At 49.2% G+C, this 23,359-nt stretch carries 15 protein-coding genes; all 15 read left to right on the top strand.

The window, feature by feature from the left end:
• Positions 1-5 precede the first annotated feature (5 nt).
• The 15 genes from argR (at position 6) to BQ7367_RS12215 (ending at position 23,354) form a co-directional block, all read left to right on the top strand.
• Positions 6-461 (top strand): arginine repressor, encoded by a 456-nt coding sequence (gene argR / locus BQ7367_RS12285; RefSeq protein ID WP_072525700.1) that lies wholly within the window; start codon positions 6-8, stop codon positions 459-461.
• 10 nt (positions 462-471) lie between these two features.
• Entirely contained in the window at positions 472-2,148 is a 1,677-nt protein-coding gene (gene recN / locus BQ7367_RS12280) for a DNA repair protein RecN (RefSeq protein WP_072525699.1), read from the top strand.
• A gap of 171 nt (positions 2,149-2,319) precedes the next feature.
• Positions 2,320-3,429 (top strand): SpoIVB peptidase, encoded by a 1,110-nt coding sequence (gene spoIVB, locus BQ7367_RS12275; RefSeq protein ID WP_072526210.1) that lies wholly within the window; start codon positions 2,320-2,322, stop codon positions 3,427-3,429.
• Between the two features lie 94 nt (positions 3,430-3,523).
• Positions 3,524-4,324 carry a sporulation transcription factor Spo0A gene (spo0A, locus tag BQ7367_RS12270; protein ID WP_072525698.1) on the top strand — a complete coding sequence of 267 codons (801 nt, stop codon included), beginning with the start codon at positions 3,524-3,526 and terminating at the stop codon, positions 4,322-4,324.
• Between the two features lie 104 nt (positions 4,325-4,428).
• Complete coding sequence (gene glgA, locus BQ7367_RS12265; protein ID WP_072525697.1) at positions 4,429-5,877, top strand: glycogen synthase GlgA; 1,449 nt, start codon at positions 4,429-4,431, stop codon at positions 5,875-5,877.
• A 35-nt stretch (positions 5,878-5,912) separates the two neighbouring features.
• Entirely contained in the window at positions 5,913-6,782 is an 870-nt protein-coding gene (gene metF, locus BQ7367_RS12260) for a methylenetetrahydrofolate reductase [NAD(P)H] (RefSeq protein WP_072525696.1), read from the top strand.
• A 9-nt stretch (positions 6,783-6,791) separates the two neighbouring features.
• Complete coding sequence (locus BQ7367_RS12255) at positions 6,792-7,433, top strand: vitamin B12 dependent-methionine synthase activation domain-containing protein (RefSeq protein WP_072525695.1); 642 nt, start codon at positions 6,792-6,794, stop codon at positions 7,431-7,433.
• A gap of 12 nt (positions 7,434-7,445) precedes the next feature.
• Entirely contained in the window at positions 7,446-9,902 is a 2,457-nt protein-coding gene (locus tag BQ7367_RS12250) for a homocysteine S-methyltransferase family protein (RefSeq protein WP_072525694.1), read from the top strand.
• 125 nt (positions 9,903-10,027) lie between these two features.
• Positions 10,028-11,539 (top strand): 4Fe-4S dicluster domain-containing protein, encoded by a 1,512-nt coding sequence (locus BQ7367_RS12245; RefSeq protein WP_072525693.1) that lies wholly within the window; start codon positions 10,028-10,030, stop codon positions 11,537-11,539.
• Between the two features lie 117 nt (positions 11,540-11,656).
• Positions 11,657-14,296, top strand: coding sequence for an alanine--tRNA ligase (gene alaS / locus BQ7367_RS12240; protein ID WP_072525692.1), 2,640 nt, complete (start codon positions 11,657-11,659; stop codon positions 14,294-14,296).
• Positions 14,297-14,432: 136 nt separating this feature from the next.
• Complete coding sequence (gene rpsU / locus BQ7367_RS12235) at positions 14,433-14,609, top strand: 30S ribosomal protein S21 (protein WP_004054229.1); 177 nt, start codon at positions 14,433-14,435, stop codon at positions 14,607-14,609.
• 244 nt (positions 14,610-14,853) lie between these two features.
• Positions 14,854-16,188: an NADP-specific glutamate dehydrogenase gene (gdhA, locus tag BQ7367_RS12230; RefSeq protein ID WP_072525691.1), complete on the top strand. Its 1,335-nt coding sequence runs from the start codon at positions 14,854-14,856 to the stop codon at positions 16,186-16,188.
• A gap of 240 nt (positions 16,189-16,428) precedes the next feature.
• Positions 16,429-19,044: a cation-translocating P-type ATPase gene (locus BQ7367_RS12225; protein WP_072525690.1), complete on the top strand. Its 2,616-nt coding sequence runs from the start codon at positions 16,429-16,431 to the stop codon at positions 19,042-19,044.
• 12 nt (positions 19,045-19,056) lie between these two features.
• Complete coding sequence (gene ftsH, locus BQ7367_RS12220) at positions 19,057-20,919, top strand: ATP-dependent zinc metalloprotease FtsH (RefSeq protein WP_072525689.1); 1,863 nt, start codon at positions 19,057-19,059, stop codon at positions 20,917-20,919.
• A gap of 5 nt (positions 20,920-20,924) precedes the next feature.
• Positions 20,925-23,354 carry a cation-translocating P-type ATPase gene (locus BQ7367_RS12215; RefSeq protein ID WP_072525688.1) on the top strand — a complete coding sequence of 810 codons (2,430 nt, stop codon included), beginning with the start codon at positions 20,925-20,927 and terminating at the stop codon, positions 23,352-23,354.
• Positions 23,355-23,359: the final 5 nt, after the last annotated feature.

Below are 23,359 nucleotides of genomic sequence, written 5' to 3'. Positions count from 1 at the left end.
GGAATATGAAAGTCAGTCGGCATGCAAAGATCATTGAACTTATCGGCCAGCACGACATCGAAACCCAGGAAGAACTGGCAGAATATCTGAATGAGGAAGGGTTTAAAGTTACACAGGCTACGGTCTCAAGGGATATCCGGGATCTGAACCTGACCAAAATATCCATTGGCGGCGGGAGGCAGAAGTACGTTCTTCACCGTCAGGATGATGCCGGGATCAATGAGAAATATATACGGGTACTCAGAGACGGGTATGTGTCAATGGATATGGCCCAGAACATCTTGGTTATTAAGACGGTGTCCGGAATGGCTATGGCGGTGGCCGCAGCGATCGACGCTATGAAATGGTATGAAGTGGTAGGCTGTATTGCCGGAGATGACACGATTATGTGTGCTATACGTACAGTCGAGGATACAAAAGCTGTAATGGAGAAAATACGGAGAGTTGTTTCAAAAGGATAATGGTGCTTTTATGTTAGAGAATCTTCATGTAAAAAACCTGGCGCTGATCGATGAGGCGGAAGTGGATTTCGGGCCGGGACTGAATATCCTTACCGGGGAAACAGGAGCGGGAAAGTCAATTCTTCTCGGCTCTGTGGGACTTGCGCTGGGTGGAAGATATACTGCGGATATGCTCAGGAACGGAGCCTCTTCGGGCCTTGTTGAGCTTACATTTTCTATAGAGGATAAGAAGATCCAAAAAAGACTGGAAGAACTGGGAATTATTTTGGAGGAGGGAATGATCACCCTGAGCCGGAAACTGATGGAAGGAAAAAGTCTTTGCAGGATCAACGGAGAGACGGTAAATACAGCTGCTCTGAAAGATGTGGCCAGTCTTCTGATTGACATCCACGGACAGCATGACAGCCAGACTTTGCTGCATCGGAAGAATCATCTGGCCCTGCTGGATCTGTACGCCAGAGAAGAAGTGCGTCCCCTTCGGGATCAGATGACAGAAGCGTGGGAGGCGTACCGTGAGATATGCAGGCGTCTGGATGAAGATGCTTTGGATGAAGAGAGCAAAAGACGGGAACTGTCTCTAGCAGAATTTGAAGTCAGAGAGATCGAGGAGGCTGCGCCTGTTCCGGGAGAGGACGAGGAGCTGGAAGAGCTGTACCGCCGGATGACGGAGAGCAAAAATCTGACAGAAGCTATAAGTGAGACCTACCGGTACACGTGCGGGGATCCGGGAGTGAATGCCAGTGACTGCTTAAGCCGGGCTGTTCGTTCATTTCAGGAAGTTTCGGAGTTTGATGAAAAGAGCGGACAGCTTTACAGCCAGCTTCTGGATGTGGACAGCCTGCTCAATGATTTTAACCGGGAACTTTCTGAGTATACAAAGACGTTTGAGTTTTCAGAGGAAGAATTCAGGGAAACAGAAGAGCGCCTGAACCTGCTCAATCATTTAAAAGCAAAATATGGAAGAACTGTCAGCGATATCCTTGCATATTGTAACGAGAAAAAGAAAAGGATAGAAGAGCTGAATGATTATGACGCGTTTCGCAGTGAGATGCTTCAAAAGAGAGATGAAGCATTTGACAGAGCAGAAAAAATTGCCGGTAAACTGCACAGAATACGCGAAAAATATGCGGCTGTCTTTGCAGAAGAGATCCGTAGCCAGATGGCAGAGCTGAATTTTTTTGACACGAAATTTGAGATCCGGCTGTCTGATACGGGAAAATTCAGTGCCGGAGGAAGCGACGAGGCGGAATTCTATCTGTCTGTGAATCCGGGAGAACCGATGAAATCTCTTGGCAATATCGCTTCCGGCGGCGAGCTCTCACGTATCATGCTGGCAGTGAAAGCTGTACTGGCAGATGAAGAGGATACGCCAACCCTGATCTTTGATGAGATCGATGCCGGCATATCCGGAATCACTGCGGGAAGAGTCAGCGAGAAACTCCGGCTCATCGCGAAAAGGCGTCAAGTCATATGTATCACTCATCTGCCTCAGATCGCGGCGGCGGCAGATGTACATTTCCTGATTGAAAAAGAAGCGAAGGAGAATTCCGTAAGGACAATGATCCGTCGTCTGGATCAGGAGGATTCTGTCCGGGAACTGGCGCGGATTCTTGGCGGGGCGGCAGTTACGGACCACATTATGGAAAGCGCCAGAGAGATGAAAGAATTGGCAAAGAGTGAAAGATAATACCAGTGTGAAAAGGGAAAAAGACACACATACTAGAAACGGGTACAGGGCATGTATCCGTTTCTTTTTGTTTGTCATACAAGAAAGCCTTTGGCAAGGTCCTGTATGATTTTCGGACTGCCCTATATGATAAAAGCCTACACAAAAGCGAATCAGAAAGGATGTGAAAGTATGACAGAAAATCGAAAATACAGGGCCAGTCTGATCATCTTGCTTGTTTTTCTTCTGCTTATCGGTACTGTTGGATATGAGTATGTCCGAACAGAGAGCAGACCAAACGCGTTACAACAGACAGAGGCAAGTACGGCGTCAGCGGGAAATGAAACGGTACTTCTGGGAGGAATGCCTGTGGGCATCTATATGGAAACGGACGGCGTGATGGTTCTGAATACGGAACAGATCGAAGGAATAGACGGCAGGTCATATGAACCGGCCGCTGATCTGGTCAGATCCGGTGATTATATCACGGCAGTCAATCATCAGGAGATTTCCGGGAAAGCGGATCTTCTGAAAGCAGTGGATGAGATTGAGGGCGAGAATGTGATACTGACGCTGCGGCGTGGAGACGAAAATATGGAAGTGAAAATCAGACCGGTAGAATATGAGCCTTTGAAGTACCGCCTTGGGATCTGGGTCAGAGATAATGTGCAGGGGCTTGGAACTGTTACTTTTCTTACGGAAATGAGCCGGTTTGGCGCTCTGGGACACGGGATTCATGACACTGACACAAATGTTCTTATGTCTATTTCCAGCGGAACAGTATATCGGACCAGTATACAGGATATTACCAAAGGTTCCACCGGGGCGCCGGGGAGCATGGAAGGGATTATTGTATATAACAATTATAATATTCTCGGCACTATTGATAAAAATACGGAAGCCGGAATCTATGGAACGATCGATCGGATCGATGAACTGTTTGCCGAGCAGATTCCTATTGAAACCGTGAAAAAAGAAGAAATTGTCACCGGACCTGCTTCAATTCGCTGCTATATTGACGGCGAACTCAAAGAATACGATATAGAAGTGACAGATATCGACATGTCTGCGGAAGAGATAAATAAAGGGCTGGTCATCAAAGTGACAGATCCGGAGCTTCTGGAGAAAACAGGCGGGATTATACAGGGTATGAGCGGAAGTCCTATTATCCAGAACGGGAAACTGATCGGTGCCGTGACCCATGTTTTTGTACAAGATTCGACAATGGGATATGGGATATTCATTGAGAACATGCTGAATCAGGTCGAATTATCTGAAACGTCGAATTTTATGTCGAATTAGTGCTACAAAATCTCCTTGATTCTGCAAGTTGTCATGGATATAATAAGCAAGTGGCGTTTCAAGGCTGGTTCTCAAATCTAAAGGAGAGAAGAGAATGGAGCATTTGAGTGTGGCCATCGCCGATGATAACCAGAAGATCCTGGATATGCTGGATGAAATCATCAGCACGGATAAAGAGCTGGATCTGGTCGGAAAAGCAAAAAATGGCGAAGAAGTATGCCAGATCATCAAAGACCGACAGCCAGATGTTGTTCTTCTGGATCTTATTATGCCGAAAATGGATGGACTGACAGTAATGGAACAGGTGAATCAGGACCATTTTGTCAACAAACGTCCATATTTTATCGTGATCACGGCGGTGGGTCAGGAAAGGATTACCGAGGATGCCTTTGATAAAGGGGCAAATTACTACGTTATGAAACCGTTCAACAACGATATGCTGCTGGAACGGATAAAATCCGTAAGAAAAATGTTCCGAAATTATGACAGAAAAACAGAGGAAAAGAAGAAAGAGACAAGTGCAAGAGGGGATAACCTGGAAAACCGGGTGACAAACATGCTCCACGAGATCGGTATACCGGCACATATCAAAGGGTATCACTATCTCAGGGACGCGATCATGATGGCCGTAAACGATATGGATGTACTTAATGCCATAACCAAGATCCTGTATCCTACGGTGGCAAAGAAGTATCAGACAACTTCCAGCCGTGTAGAACGGGCGATCAGGCATGCCATTGAAGTGGCCTGGAGCAGGGGCAAGCTGGACACTCTGGATGAACTTTTCGGTTATACTGTGAGCACCGGGAAAGGCAAGCCGACAAATTCTGAATTTATCGCGCTGATCGCAGACACGATCCAGCTGGAATACAGACATGGAGGCAAAGGAAACTGAGGAGGAGGTCCGATAAAATCCTTTGCATTATGCAGGAAATAAGGTATAATATATTTTAATGAAATATCCTGCGTTAATTATGCAGAAGATGGAGGATCATAAGTATGAAAAATATTTTATTTGCTTCTTCAGAATGTGTGCCGTTTATCAAGACAGGCGGCCTTGCAGACGTAGTGGGGTCTCTTCCGAAAGAATTTAACAGAGAAAAGTACGATGTGCGTGTCGTTATCCCGAAGTATACATGCATGAAGCAGGAATGGAAGGATAAACTGGAGTATGTAACTCATTTTTATATGGATATAGCAGGACAGGATCAGTATGTAGGAGTAATGAAAACTGTTCTGAATGACATTACATTCTATTTTATCGACAATGAGCATTATTTCAGCGGTTTTGCTCCATACGATGGGGATCCTAAATGGAACATCGAGAAGTTTGCCTTTTTTTCAAAAGCGGTCCTGAGCATTCTTCCCGTGATCGGTTTCCGGCCGGATCTTATTCACTGTCATGACTGGCAGACAGGCCTGATTCCGGTATATCTGGATAATTTCCGATATCTCGGAGAATATTACAGAGGAATCAAAACCGTAATGACCATACATAACCTGAAATTCCAGGGCGTATGGGATACTAAAACCGTGAGGGGGATCACGGGTCTGCCGGAATACTATTTTGTTCCGGATAAGATGGAAGCATACAAGGACGCAAATCTCTTGAAGGGGGGAATTGTGTACGCGGATAAAGTAACCACAGTGAGCAACAGTTACGCGGATGAGATTAAGACTCCGTTTTATGGAGAAGGGCTGGATGGCCTGATTTCTGCCAGATCGAATGATCTGTGGGGGATCGTGAACGGGCTGGATTATGATGACTGGAATCCGGCTGCCGACCCGCGGATCGCGAAAAAGTTTACGATCGATAATTTCAGAAAGAATAAGCCTCAGAATAAGACAGCGCTTCAGGAGGAGCTGGGGCTGGATAAAGATCCGAAAGTTATGATGATCGGCATGGTGTCCCGTCTGACGGATCAAAAGGGATTTGATCTTGTGGATTATGTGATGGATGAACTGTGTCAGGATGCGGTACAGATCGTTGTGCTTGGAACCGGTGATGTGAAGTATGAAAATATGTTCCGCCATTTTGCGTGGAAATACTCTGGAAGAGTGTCAGCAAATATCTATTATTCCGACGAGCTTTCTCACAGGATCTATGCTTCCTGCGATGCATTCCTGATGCCGTCTCTGTTTGAGCCCTGCGGCCTGAGTCAGCTTATGAGCCTGCGCTACGGAACGATTCCGATCGTGCGTGAGACAGGAGGCCTCAGAGATACTGTGCAGCCTTATAATGAATATGAAAAGACCGGTACAGGATTCAGCTTCTGCAACTATAATGCCCATGAGATGCTGAACACAGTCCGATATGCCGAGAGGATCTACTACGATAAGAAAAGAGACTGGAACAAGATCGTCGAACGTGCCATGAGCCAGGATTTTTCATGGAAAAATTCAGCAGGGCATTATGAGGAACTTTATAAGAGCCTGATCGGCGAGTAGACAATACAGGAAGATGACAGGAGAATAGAAGCCAGATGAAAATAATAGACAGATTGAATGAGGACAGGATACACATTTCATTTGAGGTATTCCCTCCTAAAAAGGACGAAGATTTTACAAAAGTACTCACCGCCACGGACGAGATCGCGAAGCTTAATCCGGCGTTTATCAGCGTGACATACGGAGCGGGGGGAGGCACGAGCAAGAATACGGCCAGGATCGCCTCCCATATAAAAAATGATCTGCACGTGCTCAGCCTTGCCCATCTGACCTGTGCTTCTTCCACGAAAGAAGAAGTCAGAGATGTGATCGAAAATCTAAAGGATCTGAAGATCGAGAATATTCTTGCCTTGCGGGGGGATATTCCTTCCGGTACGGCTTTCCCGGATGAGGGGCGGTTCCGGTATGCATATGAACTGGTAGAAGAGATCAGAAGACATGGGGATTTCTGCATTGGCGCGGCTTGCTATCCGGAAGGGCATGTGGAAAATGAACACAAAGAAGATGATATCCGATATCTGAAGCAGAAGGTGGACAGTGGAGTTGATTTCCTGACTACACAGATGTTTTTTGACAATGACATTCACTATAATTTCCTGTACCGGATCCGGGAAGCGGGGATCACAGTCCCTGTGCTGCCTGGGATCATGCCTATTACAAGTGCGTCCCAGATGAAGAAAAGCCAGGAACTGTCGGGAACCGTATTTCCCCGTAGATTTCTGTCTATCCTGGACCGGTTCGGAGGTTCCCCGGCGGCCATGAAACAGGCCGGTATCGCGTACGCGACGGATCAGATCATTGATCTGCTGGCCAACGGGATAAAAAACATACATATTTATTCTATGAATAAACCGGATGTGGCAGCGGCGATCATGAAAAACCTGTCTGAGATCATAAAGGTATAGGTGGCAGAGATGGAGAGATGGATGAAAGAAGCCATCCGATATCTGGGCTATGGCAGGAACGCGGCAGATGAGAGGACCGGCAGTATGATAGAAAAAGCCTTTGAAGAGGTAAAAAAAACTGCAGGGCCCAGATCGATCTGGCGCGTTTTTGACATAGAATGGATGGAGGACGGCAGAATCAAAGCGGGCACTCTGCAGATCTCAAGCGGCAGCCTGAGCCGTAATCTGAAAGGATGTCCCAAAATGGTACTTTTCGGAGCCACTCTGGGAGCCGGGATCGACCGCCTTATCACGCGGACATCCCTGACAGATATGGCAAAAGCGGTGATCCTGCAGGCCTGTGCTGCCGCATATCTTGAAGAATACTGTGACAGGACGCAGGAGAAGATCGGTTTGGAACTAGAAAAAGAAGGCCTGTATCTGCGCCCCAGGTTCAGTCCGGGCTATGGAGATTTTGATATACATTATCAGGAACCTCTTATGCGGATACTGGACTGCGCGAAGACGATCGGACTTACGATGACGGACGGTTTTATGATGACGCCGACAAAATCGGTGACAGCGGTGATCGGGGCAAGTCCGGTAAAAGACCGGTGCCCGGCCGCGGGGTGTGAGGCGTGCGGCAAACAGGACTGTGAGTACAGAAGGTGAAAGGAAATATTTATGATCAGAGAACAGCTGGGGAAAAAACTGCTATATTTTGACGGAGGAATGGGCACGCTGCTTCAGGAAAACGGGCTTGCGCCGGGAGAACTGCCGGAAATATGGAATGTGACGCATCCGGATATTGTCTCCGGGATCCATCAGAGATACATCGAGGCGGGAAGCAATATCGTGCTGACCAATACATTCGGCGCCAACGCTCTGAAATTTCATGATGATACAGTCTCTCTGGAAAATGTGGTAAAGACTGCGGTGAAGATTGTAAAAAACGCGGCAGAAGCGCAGGGAAGAAAAGTCTGGACCGCCCTGGATATCGGGCCTACCGGCAAGCTGTTAAAACCCATGGGTGATCTGGATTTTGAGACGGCGTATGAAGCCTTTCGAGAGGTGATCCTCTGGGGAGCTTCAGCCGGAGCGGATCTGATCCATATCGAGACGATGAGTGACACTTACGAACTGAAAGCGGCGGTCCTGGCGGCGAAGGAGAATACGTCTCTTCCTGTGTTTGCCACGGCTATTTTCGATGAGAGGGGCAAGCTTCTGACAGGGGCGGATGTCCACTCTGTGGTGGCCCTATTGGAAGGACTGAGGGCAGACGCTATCGGGATCAACTGCGGTATGGGACCTGAGCAGATGCTGCCGGTCCTGAAAGAGTTCCTGACCTATTCTTCGCTGCCTGTCATTGTCAAGCCAAACGCGGGTCTGCCGAAACAGCGGGAGGGAAAGACATATTATGATGTAGATCCGGGAGAATTCTCGGAGTGGATGAAAAAGGCAGTTAAAATGGGAGCCTGTGTGATCGGAGGGTGCTGCGGTACTACACCGGAACATATCAGAGCCATGATAAAACAGTGTGAGGGGATGCAGCCGCTTCCTGTGGAAGAGAAGGAGTTTACGGTTGTCTCCTCTTATGGACAGAGTGTTTTTCTGGGGCCGGGGTCAAAGATCATCGGCGAACGGATCAATCCTACGGGGAAAAAGCGCTTTAAACAGGCGCTGAAAGAACATGATCTGGACTATATACTGAGAGAAGGGATCACACAGCAGGACAATGGAGCCCATATCCTGGATGTAAATGTGGGGCTTCCGGATATCGATGAGCCTGCTCTGATGAAAGAAGTGGTCCAAAAGCTCCAGAGCGTGGTAAATCTGCCGCTTCAGATCGATACAGTGAATCCCAAGGCCATGGAGAGCGCGCTGCGTATATACAATGGCAAAGCAATGGTCAACTCTGTCAGCGGGAAACAGGAGTCGATGGATCAAGTTTTTCCGTTGATCCAGAAGTATGGAGGCGTCGTGATCGGGCTGACCCTGGATGAGAAGGGGATCCCCGCTGACGCTGAGGGGCGCGTGCGCATTGCGGAAAAGATCATCCGGGAGGCAGAAAAATACGGAATTAAAAAGAAAGACATTGTGATCGACGCTCTTGCCATGACGATCAGTTCCGAGGCAGAAGGAGCAAAAATCACGCTGGAGACACTGAGACGTCTGCGGGATGAAACAAAGGTTGGGACGGTACTGGGAGTATCTAATATTTCTTTCGGGCTTCCCAGAAGACCGGTGATAAATTCTTCCTTTTATACGATGGCGATGATGAACGGGCTGAGCGCGGGTATCATCAACCCCTCATCGGAAGATATGATGAACGCCTGGTATGCTTATCATGCCCTGATGGCACTGGACAGCAATTGTGAGCAGTATATCGAAAAATATGGAAGCATAGAAACGCAAAAAGGACAGACAGGAGCTCAATCGGGAGCGTCTTCCGGAAATGGAACAGGATCAGGGCCGGAGATCACGCTGGCGGAAGCCATCGAGAAAGGGCTTAAAGAGGATTCACGCAGTATTACCGTAAAACTGTCGGAGTCAGAAGCCCCCCTTGATATCATCAATACGGAACTGATTCCCGCGCTGAACAGAGTAGGAGATGGATTTGAAAAAGGAACAGTTTTTTTACCACAGCTTCTCATGAGCGCTGAGGCTGCCAAAAGCGCTTTCTCCGTCTTGAAGGAGAAGATGGACAGAAGCGGGGAGGCGCAGGAGAAACTGGGAACCGTTGTGCTGGCTACAGTGAAAGGTGATATCCATGATATCGGGAAAAATATTGTCAAGGTACTGCTGGAAAATTACAGCTTTGACGTGATCGATCTTGGGAAAGATGTGCCCCCGGAGAAGATCGTGGACACGGTGGTGGAAAAAGAGGTCCGGCTGGCAGGATTGAGCGCTCTTATGACTACAACAGTAGTAAGTATGGAGGAGACGATCCGGCAGCTTAAGGAGAAGGCTCCCTGGTGCCGGGTAATGGTAGGCGGAGCAGTGCTGAATCAGGAGTATGCGGATATGATCGGGGCCGATTTCTATGGGAAGGACGCCATGCAGTCCGTCCATTATGCTCAGAAACTGTTCGGCGAAGGACAGAAAACCGGCTGCGGGAAAGAAAAAGCTATGGGAAAATAGCAGAAGCTTGTATCAGATTTGATACAAATATTGACAAAAAAATATCAGACCGATATAGTGGAAGAGAAGAAAAATACAGGCCGGTACAGGATCCGGCGATGAGAAGATCAGGAGGATATGAGATTATGATGAGAGGATTACAGACCCCGGTGAGAGCGATCAGGAGACGGGTGTTTACAGAGGTGGCAAAGCTGGGATTCAAGGCTGATGCCAAAACTCTTCTGGATGATATGGAATCCATCCCCTATGATATTGTAAATGATGATACAGAGAAATACCGTGAAAGCACCTATCGTTCCCGGGCGATAGTAAGAGAGCGTCTCCGTCTGGCAATGGGGCTTTCCCTTCGTCCGGAGAACAAGCCGGTCCATCTGACATCGGGAGTTGAGGCCAGCAATATTTCCGAAAAATACTATGAGCCGCCGCTCATGCAGGTGATCCCTTCTGCCTGTGAGCGATGCGAGGAAAACAAATACGAAGTGAGCAATGTCTGTAAAGGCTGTCTGGCGCATCCGTGTCAGGAAGTCTGTCCGAGAGGCGCGATTTCCATGGTGGACGGCCGCTCCTATATTGATCAGGATAAATGTATTAAATGTGGCAAGTGTAAATCTGTCTGCCCTTATGACGCGATCGCGAAAAAAGAGCGGCCCTGCCAGAAGGCCTGCGGGGTGAACGCCATTACATCTGATAAATACGGGCGGGCTTATATCGACAATGATAAATGTGTTTCCTGTGGAATGTGTATGGTAAACTGTCCGTTTGGGGCGATCTCGGACAAATCGCAGATCTTTCAGCTGGCCAGAGCTTTGTCAGAGGGGGAGAATATCATCGCCGAGGTGGCTCCGGCATTTGTGGGCCAGTTCGGAGATAATATCACCCCGAGGAATATCAAGGCTGCCCTGAGAGAACTGGGATTCTCCGAGGTATACGAGGTGGCTTTGGGAGCCGATATCGGCGCTATCGCAGAGGCTCATCATTATGTGGAGAAGGTCGTGACGGGAGAGCTTCCTTTCCTGCTTACATCCTGCTGTCCTTCCTGGGCAGTGCTGGCGAAGAAATATTTCCCGGACGTGATCGATGAGATCTCACAGGAGCTGACTCCTATGGTGGCCACGGCAAGGACCATCAAACAGGAACATCCGGATGCGAGAGTCGTGTTTATCGGGCCCTGCGCGTCAAAGAAGCTGGAAGCCTCCAGAAGGTCTGTCCGCAGTGATGTGGATTTTGTCGTAACGTTTGAGGAGCTGCAGGCCATGTTTGACGCCAAGGGGATCGATCTCAATGAATATGAAGCAGAGTCTTCCTTCCATGACGCGACCGGAGCGGGCCGGGGTTACGGCTGCGCCGGCGGTGTGGCAGAGGCCATCGAGAAATGTATCAATGAGTACTACCCGGATGTGCAGGTGAATATCGAGCATGCGGAAGGACTGACCGAGTGCAAGAAGATCCTGGCGCTGGCGAAAGCCGGAAGAATGAACGGCTGCCTGATCGAGGGTATGGGATGTCCCGGAGGATGTATCGCGGGAGCCGGAACCAATATCCCGGTAGCAAAGGCGAAGAAGAACCTGGCCTCCTTTGTCAAGAACTCAAGCAAGGCGATCCCGCCGAAAGAATTAGAAGAGATCGAACTGGAATAAAGGATTACAAAGATGATGTTAAAGCGGGCGCTTTAAAAGGGCGCCCGCTTTACAAATATATCCTGCTATGCTATATTATAGAACAGGCTTTTTGAGCGAAAGAGGAGGATTATCAGAATGCAGCCGTATGGAGTAAATGAGTTGAGAAAAATGTTTCTGGAGTTCTTTGAAAGCAAGGGACATCTTGCCATGAAGAGCTTTTCACTGGTGCCTCATAATGATAAGAGCCTTCTGCTTATCAATTCAGGAATGGCGCCGCTGAAACCATATTTTACCGGTCAGGAGATCCCGCCGAGAAAGCGGGTCACGACCTGCCAGAAGTGCATCCGTACCGGGGATATTGAGAATGTGGGAAAAACAGCCCGCCATGGGACTTTCTTTGAAATGCTGGGCAATTTTTCTTTCGGAGACTATTTTAAGGAAGAAGCCATTCAGTGGACATGGGAATTTCTGACTGAGGTAGTGGGACTGGATCCGGACCGGCTCTATCCGTCTGTTTATGTAGATGATGATGAAGCGTTTGAGATCTGGAACAAGAAAATCGGCATCCCGGCAGATCGGATCTTTAAGTTCGGGAAAGAGGATAATTTCTGGGAGCACGGCTCAGGCCCCTGCGGCCCCTGTTCAGAGGTCTATTATGACAGAGGGGAGAAATACGGCTGCGGGAAACCGGACTGTACGGTGGGCTGTGACTGCGACCGCTATATGGAAATCTGGAATGACGTGTTCACTCAGTTTGACAATGACGGCAACGGCAATTATACAGAACTGGAACAGAAAAACATCGATACCGGAATGGGCCTGGAGCGTCTGGCATCTGTCGTACAGGACGTAGAATCCATCTTTGACGTGGATACCATCAAAGCCCTGCGCGACCATGTCTGCAAACTGGCCGAAAAAGAATATGGAAAGACTTATGACGATGATGTATCGATCCGCGTGATCACAGATCATATCCGTTCTGTGACTTTTATGATTTCTGATGGGATCATGCCATCAAATGAGGGCAGAGGATATGTTCTTCGGAGACTGCTGAGAAGAGCCTGCAGGCATGGAAGACTGCTGGGGATCCGGAAGGGATTTCTGCCGGAACTTGCTCAGACAGTGATCGCCGGTTCAAAGGATGGATATCCGGAACTGGAAGAAAAGAAAGAGTTTATCCTTGAGGTGATCTCCAAGGAGGAGGAACAGTTCAACAGGACCATTGATCAGGGACTGGGGATCCTTGCGGAAATGACCGGGGAGCTGGAGAAAAAAGGAGATAAGATCCTGAGCGGGGAAGACGCGTTCCGCCTTTATGATACCTATGGTTTCCCGCTGGATCTGACAAAGGAGATATTGGAAGAAAAGGGGATCCGGGTAGATGAAGAAGGGTTCCAGGCCTGCATGGAAGTACAGAGGCAGAAAGCCCGCGGAGCACGTGAAGTGACCAATTACATGGGAGCGGATGTAACCGTCTATGAATCCATCGATCCGGAAGTGACAAGCAAGTTCGTCGGTTATGATAATCTGACCTGGAAGTCCGAAGTGTCTGTCCTTACGACAGAGAGCGAGATCGTGGATGCCCTTACAGAAGGACAGAGGGGAACTGTGTTTGTAGATGAAACTCCTTTCTATGCCACCAGCGGAGGACAGGAAGCGGATACCGGATTTATCCGTTCTGAAAATGGGGAGTTCCGGGTAGAAGATACTGTGAAGCTCCTTGGAGGAAAAATCGGTCACGTGGGAGTAATGACAAAAGGGATGATCCGGAAGAGTGACACGGTATCCCTGGAGGTGAATGGGAAAAAGAGGGCACTGTCCGCGAGAAACCACAGCGCCACTCATCTTCTCCAGAAGGCTCTGCGCACCGTGCTGGGCACGCATGTAGAACAGGCGGGATCCAGTGTAAATGAGGACAGACTCCGATTTGACTTTACCCATTTCTCGGCTTTAAGCCAGGATGAGCTGGAAAAGGTAGAGGAGATCGTTAACGAGCAGATTGCAAAAGGACTGGATGTAGCCGTGAAGAATATGCCTATCGAAGAGGCGAAGAAGACCGGCGCGCAGGCTCTTTTCGGCGAAAAATACGGGGAGATCGTGCGGGTAGTCGACATGAGCGGATTTTCCATCGAATTCTGCGGCGGTACTCATGTAAAGAATACTTCGGAGATCATGGCGTTCAAGATTATCTCAGAAACAGGTGTGGCGGCCGGAGTCCGCAGGATCGAGGCGCTGACATCGGATGGCCTGCTGAGATACTATGCAAAGACAGAAGAAAAGCTGAAACATGCGGCGGCGCTTCTGAAGGCAACGCCGGATAATCTGGCGGACAAGATCAGCCATCTGCTTACAGAAAACAAGACACTGAGCAGCGAGGTGGAAAGCTTAAAGAGCAGAATGGCTAAGGAAGCCGCGGGCGATCTAATGGATCAGGTGGAGGATGTCAAAGGATTGAAACTGCTGGCGGCTCAGATTGATGGCATGGAAATGAACGCTCTGAGAGATATGGGCGATCAGCTGAAAGAGAAGCTGGGAGAAGGTGTCGTTGTGCTGGCTTCCGGAAACAACGGAAAGGTCAGTCTTATGGCAACAGCCACAGAGAACGCCATGAAGCGAGGCGCCCATGCGGGGAATCTGGTCAAAGGGATCGCGGGCCTCGTAGGCGGCGGCGGAGGCGGCCGCCCGAATATGGCACAGGCCGGAGGAAAGAATCCGGCAGGGATCCCGGACGCTTTGAAAAAGGCAAAAGAAGTCCTGGAGGGACAGCTGAATTAATCTTTCTTAAGTTTTTCGCAGGAAAATGGTTGACGGAAGGGAAAAATATGCTATAATCTTTGTTAGTGCAATAAAAATACCCGATCAGTCGTATTATGCACAATACAAGGCTGGAGGGGAGGTAAGGTGTGAGACTATGTCAAATGTGATCGTTAAAGAAAACGAGACGTTGGATAGCGCTTTACGCAGATTCAAAAGAAACTGTGCTAAAGCTGGCATTCAGCAGGAGATCCGTAAAAGGGAGCACTATGAAAAGCCAAGCGTAAGACGTAAAAAGAAATCTGAAGCTGCAAGAAAACGTAAATATAACTAATATGTGCACTTTGAGCAGGATGCCGGCAAGGCATCCTGTATTTCTTTTCCCTCAGAAACAAATTCTGCAACCTGTCTGTCGGGTTTCCTGCAAATTTAATAAAATAAAGCGTTAAAACTGTAAAATAGTGAAACTTTTCATTGACAACAATTCATTTTCCCCTTAAAATAAACGAGTAGGCAAAGAGGCCTGAAAAGCAGGCGGAGATTCTCCGCCATATTTATTATTGCAGGAGGTATTTGAGATGTCATACGTTGATGAGGTAATTGATTTAGTTGTGAAAAAGAACCCGGCAGAGCCGGAATTTCATCAGGCAGTTAAAGAAGTGCTGGAATCTCTCCGTGTCGTGATCGAGGCAAATGAAGAGAAGTACCGCAAAGAAGCGCTTCTTGAGAGACTGGTAGAGCCTGAGAGACAGATTAAGTTCCGTGTGCCGTGGGTTGACGATAAGGGACAGGTACAGGTCAATACAGGTTACCGCGTACAGTTCAACAGCGCGATCGGACCGTACAAGGGAGGACTTCGTCTTCACCCGTCCGTAAATCTCGGTATCATCAAATTCCTTGGATTTGAGCAGATCTTTAAGAATTCTCTGACCGGGCTTCCGATCGGCGGCGGAAAAGGCGGATCTGACTTTGACCCGAAGGGCAAATCCGACAGGGAAGTTATGGCATTCTGCCAGAGCTTTATGACAGAACTCTGCAAATATATCGGCGCGGACACTGATGTCCCGGCAGGTGATATCGGAACAGGCGCAAGAGAGATCGGCTACATGTTCGGTCAGTATAAAAGAGTGACCGGACTGTATGAAGGCGTACTTACAGGGAAGGGATTAAGCTACGGTGGTTCTCTGGCTCGTACAGAGGCGACAGGCTATGGCGTGCTTTATCTGACAGAAGAGATGCTTAAACTGAACGGACAGGAGCTTGCAGGGAAGACAGTGGCAATCTCCGGATCCGGAAATGTGGCAATCTACGCTACCGAGAAAGCACAGCAGCTGGGCGCCAAGGTCGTAACCGTCAGCGATTCCAACGGCTGGGTATATGATCCGGACGGAATCGATGTCGCGGCACTCAAAGAGATCAAAGAAGTGAACCGCGCAAGACTGACAGAGTATAAGAAATATCGTCCGAATTCTGAGTACCATGAGGGAAGAGGCGTGTGGTCTGTAAAGGTGGATATTGCCATTCCGTGCGCGACACAGAACGAGCTGCACCTTGAAGACGCGAAAATGCTTGTGGAGAACGGATGCATCGCTGTGGCAGAAGGCGCGAACATGCCGACCACACTGGAGGCAACAGAATATCTGCAGGAGCACGGCGTTCTCTTTGCTCCCGGAAAGGCTGCGAACGCCGGTGGTGTCGCTACATCCGCACTGGAGATGTCCCAGAACAGCGAGCGCCTGAGCTGGACATTTGATGAAGTGGATAAGAAACTTAAGGATATCATGGTAAATATCTGCCACAATATGATCAACGCGGCTGAGAAGTACGGCTTCAAGGGGAACTATGTCGTAGGCGCCAATATCGCCGGATTTGAGAAAGTAGCTGACGCTATGACAGCTCAGGGTATTGTATAAATACCGGAGTTTGTGAAAAAAGAGTTAAAACGGTTGACAGCGCCGGTAATTTCCATTATATTATTTTAGGTAAAAGGGAGTAACTGGCGCTTGTCATAGGCGTTTGCGATATCGTCAGTACGATGGTATTATAAAGCCATCCGTATCGTGATTAAACAGTGAGACTTTTATTGCATTACATAACAACGTTGTGCAATAAAGTCTCATTTTTTATTGCACCGGCAACTAAAGGAGGTCTATATGAACACTTATTATCATTTATCCGGCGAGGAGACGATGAGGGAAATCAACGGCTCAACAGAGCCGCTGACAGAAGAACAGGTCAGAAAAAATCAGGAAAAATACGGCCCAAATGAGCTGGTGGAAGGAAAGAAAAAAACAGTATTCCAGATCTTTCTGGAACAGTACAAGGATTTTCTTGTTATTATCCTGATCATAGCCGCGATCGCTTCCGGTTTTATGGGAGATATCGAAAGCGCGGCCGTAATTCTGATCGTGATCACGATGAACGCGGTCCTGGGAACTGTCCAGACAGTGAAAGCAGAACAGTCGCTGGCCAGCCTGAAAAAGCTGTCCGGACCCGAGGCAAAGGTACTGCGGGGCGGCAGTGTGGTGCAGATTCCCTCTTCAGAAGTGACAGTGGGAGATATTGTGATGCTGGACGCGGGAGACTATATTCCCGCAGACGGTCGTCTGCTCGAATGTGCCAGCCTGAAAGTAGATGAAAGCGCTCTGACCGGTGAGAGCCTTGGAGTGGAGAAGAATACAGAGGTGATCCGGGAAGAAGAGGTGCCTCTGGGCGACCGGCTGAATATGGTTTATTCCGGAAGCTTTGTCACATACGGAAGAGGATCCTTCATTGTAACGGGTATCGGAATGGAGACGGAAGTCGGGAAAATTGCCAGTCTGTTAAAGACAACTTCCGAGAAGCGGACGCCGCTCCAGGTAAATCTGGATCAGTTCGGGCAGAAATTATCTATCTTGATTCTGGTGTTCTGCGCGATCCTTTTTGGTGTCAGCATCTTCCGCGGTGATAATATCGGAGATGCTTTTCTCTTTGCGGTTGCCCTTGCCGTGGCGGCGATCCCGGAGGCTCTGAGTTCTATTGTGACCATCGTCCTGTCTTTCGGCACGCAGAAGATGGCCAGGGAACATGCGATTATGAGAAAGCTGCAGGCTGTGGAAGGTCTGGGAAGTGTGTCTGTCATCTGTTCTGACAAGACAGGAACACTGACACAGAACAAAATGACCGTGGAAGATTATTATGTAGATGAAGTCTGTATCAAGGCAGAGGATATCGATCTGAATGATCCTTCTCAGAGTCGTCTTCTTATTGGAAGTATGCTCTGCAATGATTCCAAGAACACGGATGGTGTGGAGATCGGAGATCCCACCGAGACAGCCCTGATCAATCTGGGAAGCAGGCTGGGACTGGATCCGGAAGCTGTCCGGGCAAAATATCCGCGAGAGAGTGAAAACCCCTTTGACAGTGACCGGAAACTGATGTCCACCAAACATACCATGGAAGGAATTCCGACCATGGTAGTAAAAGGCGCGGTGGATGTCCTGCTGGAGAGGATGGACCAGATCCAGATCGGCTCTGAGGTGCGCCCGATGACCGAACAGGATCGGAAGAACATCGAAGAACAGAACCAGGCTTTCTCCAGGCAGGGGCTGAGAGTTCTCGCTTTCGCTTACAAGGTTGTCTCAGATGAACTGGAGCTGACGCTGGAAGACGAATATGGATTGATCTTCCTGGGGCTTATCGCCATGATGGATCCGCCGAGAGAAGAATCAAAGATGGCTGTCGCGGACTGTAAGAGCGCGGGTATCCGTCCGATCATGATCACAGGAGATCATAAGGTGACCGCTGCCGCGATCGCGAAGCGGATCGGTATCCTTGAGGATGAATCCGAAGCATGCGAAGGAGCGGTTATTGATAAAATGTCAGATGAAGAGCTGGAAGATTACGTAGAGGGTATTTCCGTATATGCCCGTGTATCCCCGGAACATAAGATCCGGATCGTCCGGGCATGGCAGAACAAGGGGAATATCGTGGCAATGACCGGTGACGGGGTCAATGACGCCCCCGCGCTGAAACAGGCGGATATCGGAGTGGCCATGGGGATCACAGGCAGTGAGGTGTCCAAGGACGCCGCGGCTATGGTACTGACCGATGACAATTTTGCGACGATCGTAAAGGCAGTAGAAAACGGAAGGAATATCTACCGGAATATCAAGAGTTCCATCCAGTTTTTGCTGTCCGGTAATTTCGGCGCGATTCTTGCCGTGTTGTATGCGTCCATCACAGCTCTTCCGGTTCCTTTCGCGCCGGTGCATCTGCTGTTCATCAATCTGCTGACAGACAGCCTTCCGGCCATCGCGCTGGGGCTGGAACCAGGTTCCAAGGATGTCATGAAGGAGAAGCCAAGACCGATGAACGAGTCCATCCTGACAAAAGATTTCCTGCTCAAGATCGGTACAGAAGGTCTTTCCATTGCTGTGACAACTATGATCGCGTTCCTGATCGGTTACCATGGGGAAAACGCGCTGCTGGGAAGTACGATGGCATTTGCGACACTCTGTTCCGCAAGACTGTTCCATGGATTTAACTGTAAATCAGACAGACCGGTGGTATTTACGAAGAAGGTTATTAACAATAAATGGCTGATCGGCGCATTTGTGCTGGGGATCGTTCTGATCACGGGAGTTGTTATGATCCCGGGACTTCACAGTATCTTTAAAGTACAGACTCTGACAGTAGGCCAGCTGTTTACTGTGTATGGACTTGCGGCCCTGAATATTCCGATCATCCAGATCATGAAAGCAGTGAGATCTGCCCTCAGAAAAAAATAAGGAGAGATCCCTATGAAACAAGTACAAAAACCAAAGCGCCCTCTGATCTTATATTATCTGATCGTGATCGGTGTACTGATCCTTTTGAATGCTTTTGTGTTCCCGAGTTTTATGAGTTCCAATGTAAACCAGGTGGATTACGGAACCTTTCTGACAATGGTGGAGGAAAAAGAAGTATCGAAAGTACAGCTGGAGGGGGAGAGCATTTATTTTACAGATAAAAATGATCCGCCACAGCAGTACGAGACCACTCGATTTGAGGATCCGGAACTTGTAAACCGTCTGGTGGATTCCGGGTGTGAGTTCGGAAGAGTGGCGGAGGAAGAGATGAATCCGTTTCTCAGTATGCTGATCTCATTTGTCATCCCGATCGTACTCTTCATTGTGCTGGGACAGCTCTTGTCCAGGTGGATGATGAAAAAAATGGGAGGCGGCGGAGGAAATACGCCATTTATGCAGTTTGGAAAAAGCAACGCGAAGATGTATGTACAGTCCACCGGGGGCGTGACTTTCAACGATGTGGCCGGGGAGGACGAGGCAAAAGAGCTTCTTACGGAGATCGTGGATTTTCTGCACAATCCCCAGAAATACCAGGAGATTGGGGCGGTGTGCCCGAAAGGAGCCCTGCTGGTCGGCCCGCCTGGAACCGGCAAGACGCTTCTTGCGAAAGCGGTCGCCGGAGAAGCAAAGGTTCCCTTCTTTTCCATCTCAGGATCAGAGTTTGTGGAAATGTTTGTCGGCATGGGCGCGTCCAAGGTCCGGGATCTGTTCAAGCAGGCCAATGAAAAAGCTCCCTGTATCGTTTTTATCGATGAGATCGATACCATCGGAAAGAAAAGAGACGGTCACGGCTTCAGCGGGAATGATGAACGGGAACAGACGCTGAACCAGCTGCTGACAGAGATGGATGGATTTGACGCTTCGAAGGGTGTGGTCATCCTGGCCGCGACAAACCGGCCGGACAGTCTGGATCCGGCGCTTCTGCGCCCGGGACGTTTTGACCGGAGGATTCCTGTGGAGCTGCCTGACTTAAAAGGCCGGGAGGAGATCTTAAAGGTCCATGCCAAGAAGGTCAGACTGGGAGATAATGTAGATTTTAACGCTATCGCGAGAGCCGCGTCCGGGGCCTCCGGAGCGGAGCTCGCTAATATGATCAATGAGGCGGCGCTCCGGGCTGTCAGGGAAAACCGGAAGTTTGTGACACAGGCAGATCTGGAAGAAAGTATCGAGACTGTGATCGCCGGTTATCAGAAAAAGAACCGGGTGCTTTCTACGAAAGAAAAGCTGATCGTGTCCTATCATGAGATCGGGCATGCTCTGGTGGCCGCTCTCCAGACGAACTCGGCGCCGGTGACAAAGATCACAATTATACCCAGAACATCCGGAGCTCTTGGCTACACCATGCAGGTGGAGGAGGAAGAACGTAATCTGATGTCAAAGGAAGAGCTGGCAAATAAGATCGCCACTCTGACAGGTGGAAGATGCGCGGAAGAACTGGTCTTCGGTTCGGTAACAACAGGAGCTTCCAATGATATCGAGCAGGCCACGAAGCTGGCCAGAGCCATGATCACAAGATACGGTATGAGTGAAAAATTCGGCATGGTGGCTCTTGAGACCCAGGCCAATCCGTATCTGGGCGGAGACAGCAGTCTAAGCTGTTCTCCTGAGACAGCGACGCTCATCGATGATATGGTGGTAGATACGGTAAAACAGGCCTATGATACTGCAATGGAGCTGCTCAAAGAAAATCAGGGCAAACTCCACGAGCTGGCAAAATATCTGTACGAGAAAGAGACCATAACGGGAGAAGAATTTATGCAGATATTAAGCCGAAGAGAACTGCCTGATGAAAATGGAGATGAAAAGGGATTATAACAGATATGCCCAGTAGAAAAGTACAGAAGACAGAACAGAAGAAAGACAGAAGAATACCCACAACAAGATACAATCCCGATTATAAAAAAGGACTGACCAGCCAGCAGGTACAGGAACACCGTCTGCACGGCTGGGTCAACCGGTCGGTGGAGCCGCCTTCCAAGACGACAAAAGAGATCATCCATGAAAATGTATTTACATACTTTAATCTGATCTTTATCATTCTTGCGGTGCTGCTTTGTCTGGTAGGCTCTTTCCGGGATCTGACATTTCTGCCGGTTATTGTTGCCAACACTTTGATCGGAATCATCCAGGAGATCCGGGCAAAGCAGGTGCTGGATAAACTGACCATGCTGAATGCGCCTCACGCTGCAGTCGTCCGGGACGGAAAACGTTCCGTGATCGACGCAGAGGACCTGGTGCTGGATGATATTGTGATCTTCAAAGCGGGGAATCAGGTTTGCGCGGACGCGGAGGTGGCCGCTGGTGAAGTACAGGTTAATGAGTCCCTGCTTACCGGTGAGGCTGATGAGATCACAAAGCGGAGAGGGGATAAACTGATGTCCGGAAGCTTTATTGTGTCCGGACAGTGCCACGCAAGACTGGAAAAGGTTGGAGAAGACTCCTATATCTCCAGACTGACACTTCAGGCGAAGGAGATGCAGGAGGGCGAGCAGTCGGAGATGATCCGGTCCCTGGACAAACTGGTTAAATGGGTGGGCGTGGCTATCATTCCAATCGGGCTGGTGCTGTTTTCCCAGGCATTTTTCATCCAGCATGACGGGTTCCGGGACAGTGTGACCTCCATGATCGCGGCGGTTATCGGTATGATCCCTGAAGGGCTGTATCTCCTGGCCAGCGTGGCGCTGGCGGTGAGCGCCGTCCGTCTGGCCCGGAAAAAGGTACTTCTGCACGATATGAAATGTATTGAGACTCTGGCCCGCGTGGATGTCCTCTGTGTGGACAAGACCGGAACCATTACAGAAAATACAATGGGGGTTCAGGACGTCATCGAGACGGAGGAATATGACAGTGAAAAGATGGAGCCGCTCCGGACGCTGATCGGAGACTTTGCGGCCGCCATGACAAAAGACAATATCACGATGGCAGCCGTCAAAGACTATTTTACAGTGACGTCAGGCCGGAAGGCGCTGTCAAAGACAGGCTTTTCCTCGGCTACAAAATACAGCAGCGTGACATTTGAAGAAGGAGCGTACGTTCTGGGGGCGCCGGAATTTGTCCTGAAAGAGAGATATGGAGATTATGCAGAGGAGATCACAGAGCATGCGTCGACGGGGGCCAGGGTCCTTGTTTTCGGGAGTTATGACGGTGTGATCGACGGAAAGCCTCTGCAGCATGGGATCACTCCTCTTGGATTTGTTCTTCTGGCAAATCCCATCCGGGAGGCAGCAAAAGAGACTTTCGCGTATTTCGCGGAACAGGGAGTAGAAGTAAAAGTCATTTCCGGAGACAATCCGGTCACAGTGTCCAATGTGGCGAAACAGGCCGGAATTAAAAACGCGGAGCGATACGTGGATGCCTCCGAACTCAAGGATGAGAAAGATCTCAGACAGGCTGTCCTGAAAAATACAGTATTTGGCCGTGTGACTCCAAACCAGAAACGAAAATTTGTAAGGATCTTAAAAGAAGCGGGACATACTGTGGCCATGACCGGGGATGGGGTCAATGATGTACTGGCGCTCAAGGACGCGGACTGCAGCATTGCCATGGCTTCCGGGAGTGACGCCGCGGCTCAGGCATCTCAGCTGGTGCTTCTGGAATCAGATTTTTCCTGTATGCCCCAGGTTGTTCTGGAAGGCAGAAGAGTCGTCAACAATATCCAGCGGTCAGCCAGCCTCTTCCTTGTAAAGAATATTTTTTCCTTCCTGCTGAGTCTGATCTCGCTTGTGTTTATGTTTACATATCCTCTGGAACCGTCGCAGATCTCACTGATCAGCATGTTTACCATCGGCGTGCCGGCATTCTTTCTGGCGCTGGAGCCCAATAAAAATATCATTCGGGGACACTTCCTTACCAACGTATTCCTGAAGGCGCTTCCGGCGGCTCTGACAGATGCTCTGGCCGTCGGGGCACTGGTCATCTTCGGAAGGACGTTCGGAGTAGATTCGACAGATATTTCGACTGCGGCGACCATGCTGCTGGCTATTGTAGGATTTATGATCCTGTACAAGATCAGCGCTCCGATGAACAAGATCCGTATAGCGATCCTGACGTTTTCTGTGGCCGGGCTTATATTCTGCAGTATCTTTCTGAAGGATCTGTTCGCCATTACAGGAATGACGGCAGAGTGTGTGATGCTCTTTGTTGTGTTTGCCATCGCGACAGAGCCGGTTCTTCGGTATCTGACGGTTCTGGTAGAAAAAATAAGGTTTTATTACCTGCGGCTGAGAGGGAGAGACCCGGAAGTTTCTTAACTATT

The sequence above is a fragment of the Clostridium sp. Marseille-P3244 genome (assembly GCF_900120155.1).
Classification (GTDB): Bacteria; Bacillota; Clostridia; order Lachnospirales; family Lachnospiraceae; genus Mediterraneibacter.
The sequence above is the reverse complement of the archived record's forward strand: the minus strand, read 5'-3'. Positions and strand labels throughout refer to the sequence as shown.

Excerpts from the sequence above, each read along its gene's own strand:
- argR (WP_072525700.1), top strand. The coding sequence starts at position 6 with ATGAAAGTCAGTCGGCATGCAAAGATCATTGAACTTATCGGCCAGCAC.
- BQ7367_RS12225 (WP_072525690.1), top strand. The coding sequence starts at position 16,429 with ATGAACACTTATTATCATTTATCCGGCGAGGAGACGATGAGGGAAATC.
- gdhA (WP_072525691.1), top strand. The coding sequence starts at position 14,854 with ATGTCATACGTTGATGAGGTAATTGATTTAGTTGTGAAAAAGAACCCG.
- rpsU (WP_004054229.1), top strand. The coding sequence starts at position 14,433 with ATGTCAAATGTGATCGTTAAAGAAAACGAGACGTTGGATAGCGCTTTA.
- BQ7367_RS12245 (WP_072525693.1), top strand. The coding sequence starts at position 10,028 with ATGATGAGAGGATTACAGACCCCGGTGAGAGCGATCAGGAGACGGGTG.
- alaS (WP_072525692.1), top strand. The coding sequence starts at position 11,657 with ATGCAGCCGTATGGAGTAAATGAGTTGAGAAAAATGTTTCTGGAGTTC.
- glgA (WP_072525697.1), top strand. The coding sequence starts at position 4,429 with ATGAAAAATATTTTATTTGCTTCTTCAGAATGTGTGCCGTTTATCAAG.
- spo0A (WP_072525698.1), top strand. The coding sequence starts at position 3,524 with ATGGAGCATTTGAGTGTGGCCATCGCCGATGATAACCAGAAGATCCTG.
- recN (WP_072525699.1), top strand. The coding sequence starts at position 472 with ATGTTAGAGAATCTTCATGTAAAAAACCTGGCGCTGATCGATGAGGCG.
- spoIVB (WP_072526210.1), top strand. The coding sequence starts at position 2,320 with ATGACAGAAAATCGAAAATACAGGGCCAGTCTGATCATCTTGCTTGTT.
- BQ7367_RS12215 (WP_072525688.1), top strand. The coding sequence starts at position 20,925 with ATGCCCAGTAGAAAAGTACAGAAGACAGAACAGAAGAAAGACAGAAGA.
- metF (WP_072525696.1), top strand. The coding sequence starts at position 5,913 with ATGAAAATAATAGACAGATTGAATGAGGACAGGATACACATTTCATTT.
- ftsH (WP_072525689.1), top strand. The coding sequence starts at position 19,057 with ATGAAACAAGTACAAAAACCAAAGCGCCCTCTGATCTTATATTATCTG.
- BQ7367_RS12255 (WP_072525695.1), top strand. The coding sequence starts at position 6,792 with ATGGAGAGATGGATGAAAGAAGCCATCCGATATCTGGGCTATGGCAGG.
- BQ7367_RS12250 (WP_072525694.1), top strand. The coding sequence starts at position 7,446 with ATGATCAGAGAACAGCTGGGGAAAAAACTGCTATATTTTGACGGAGGA.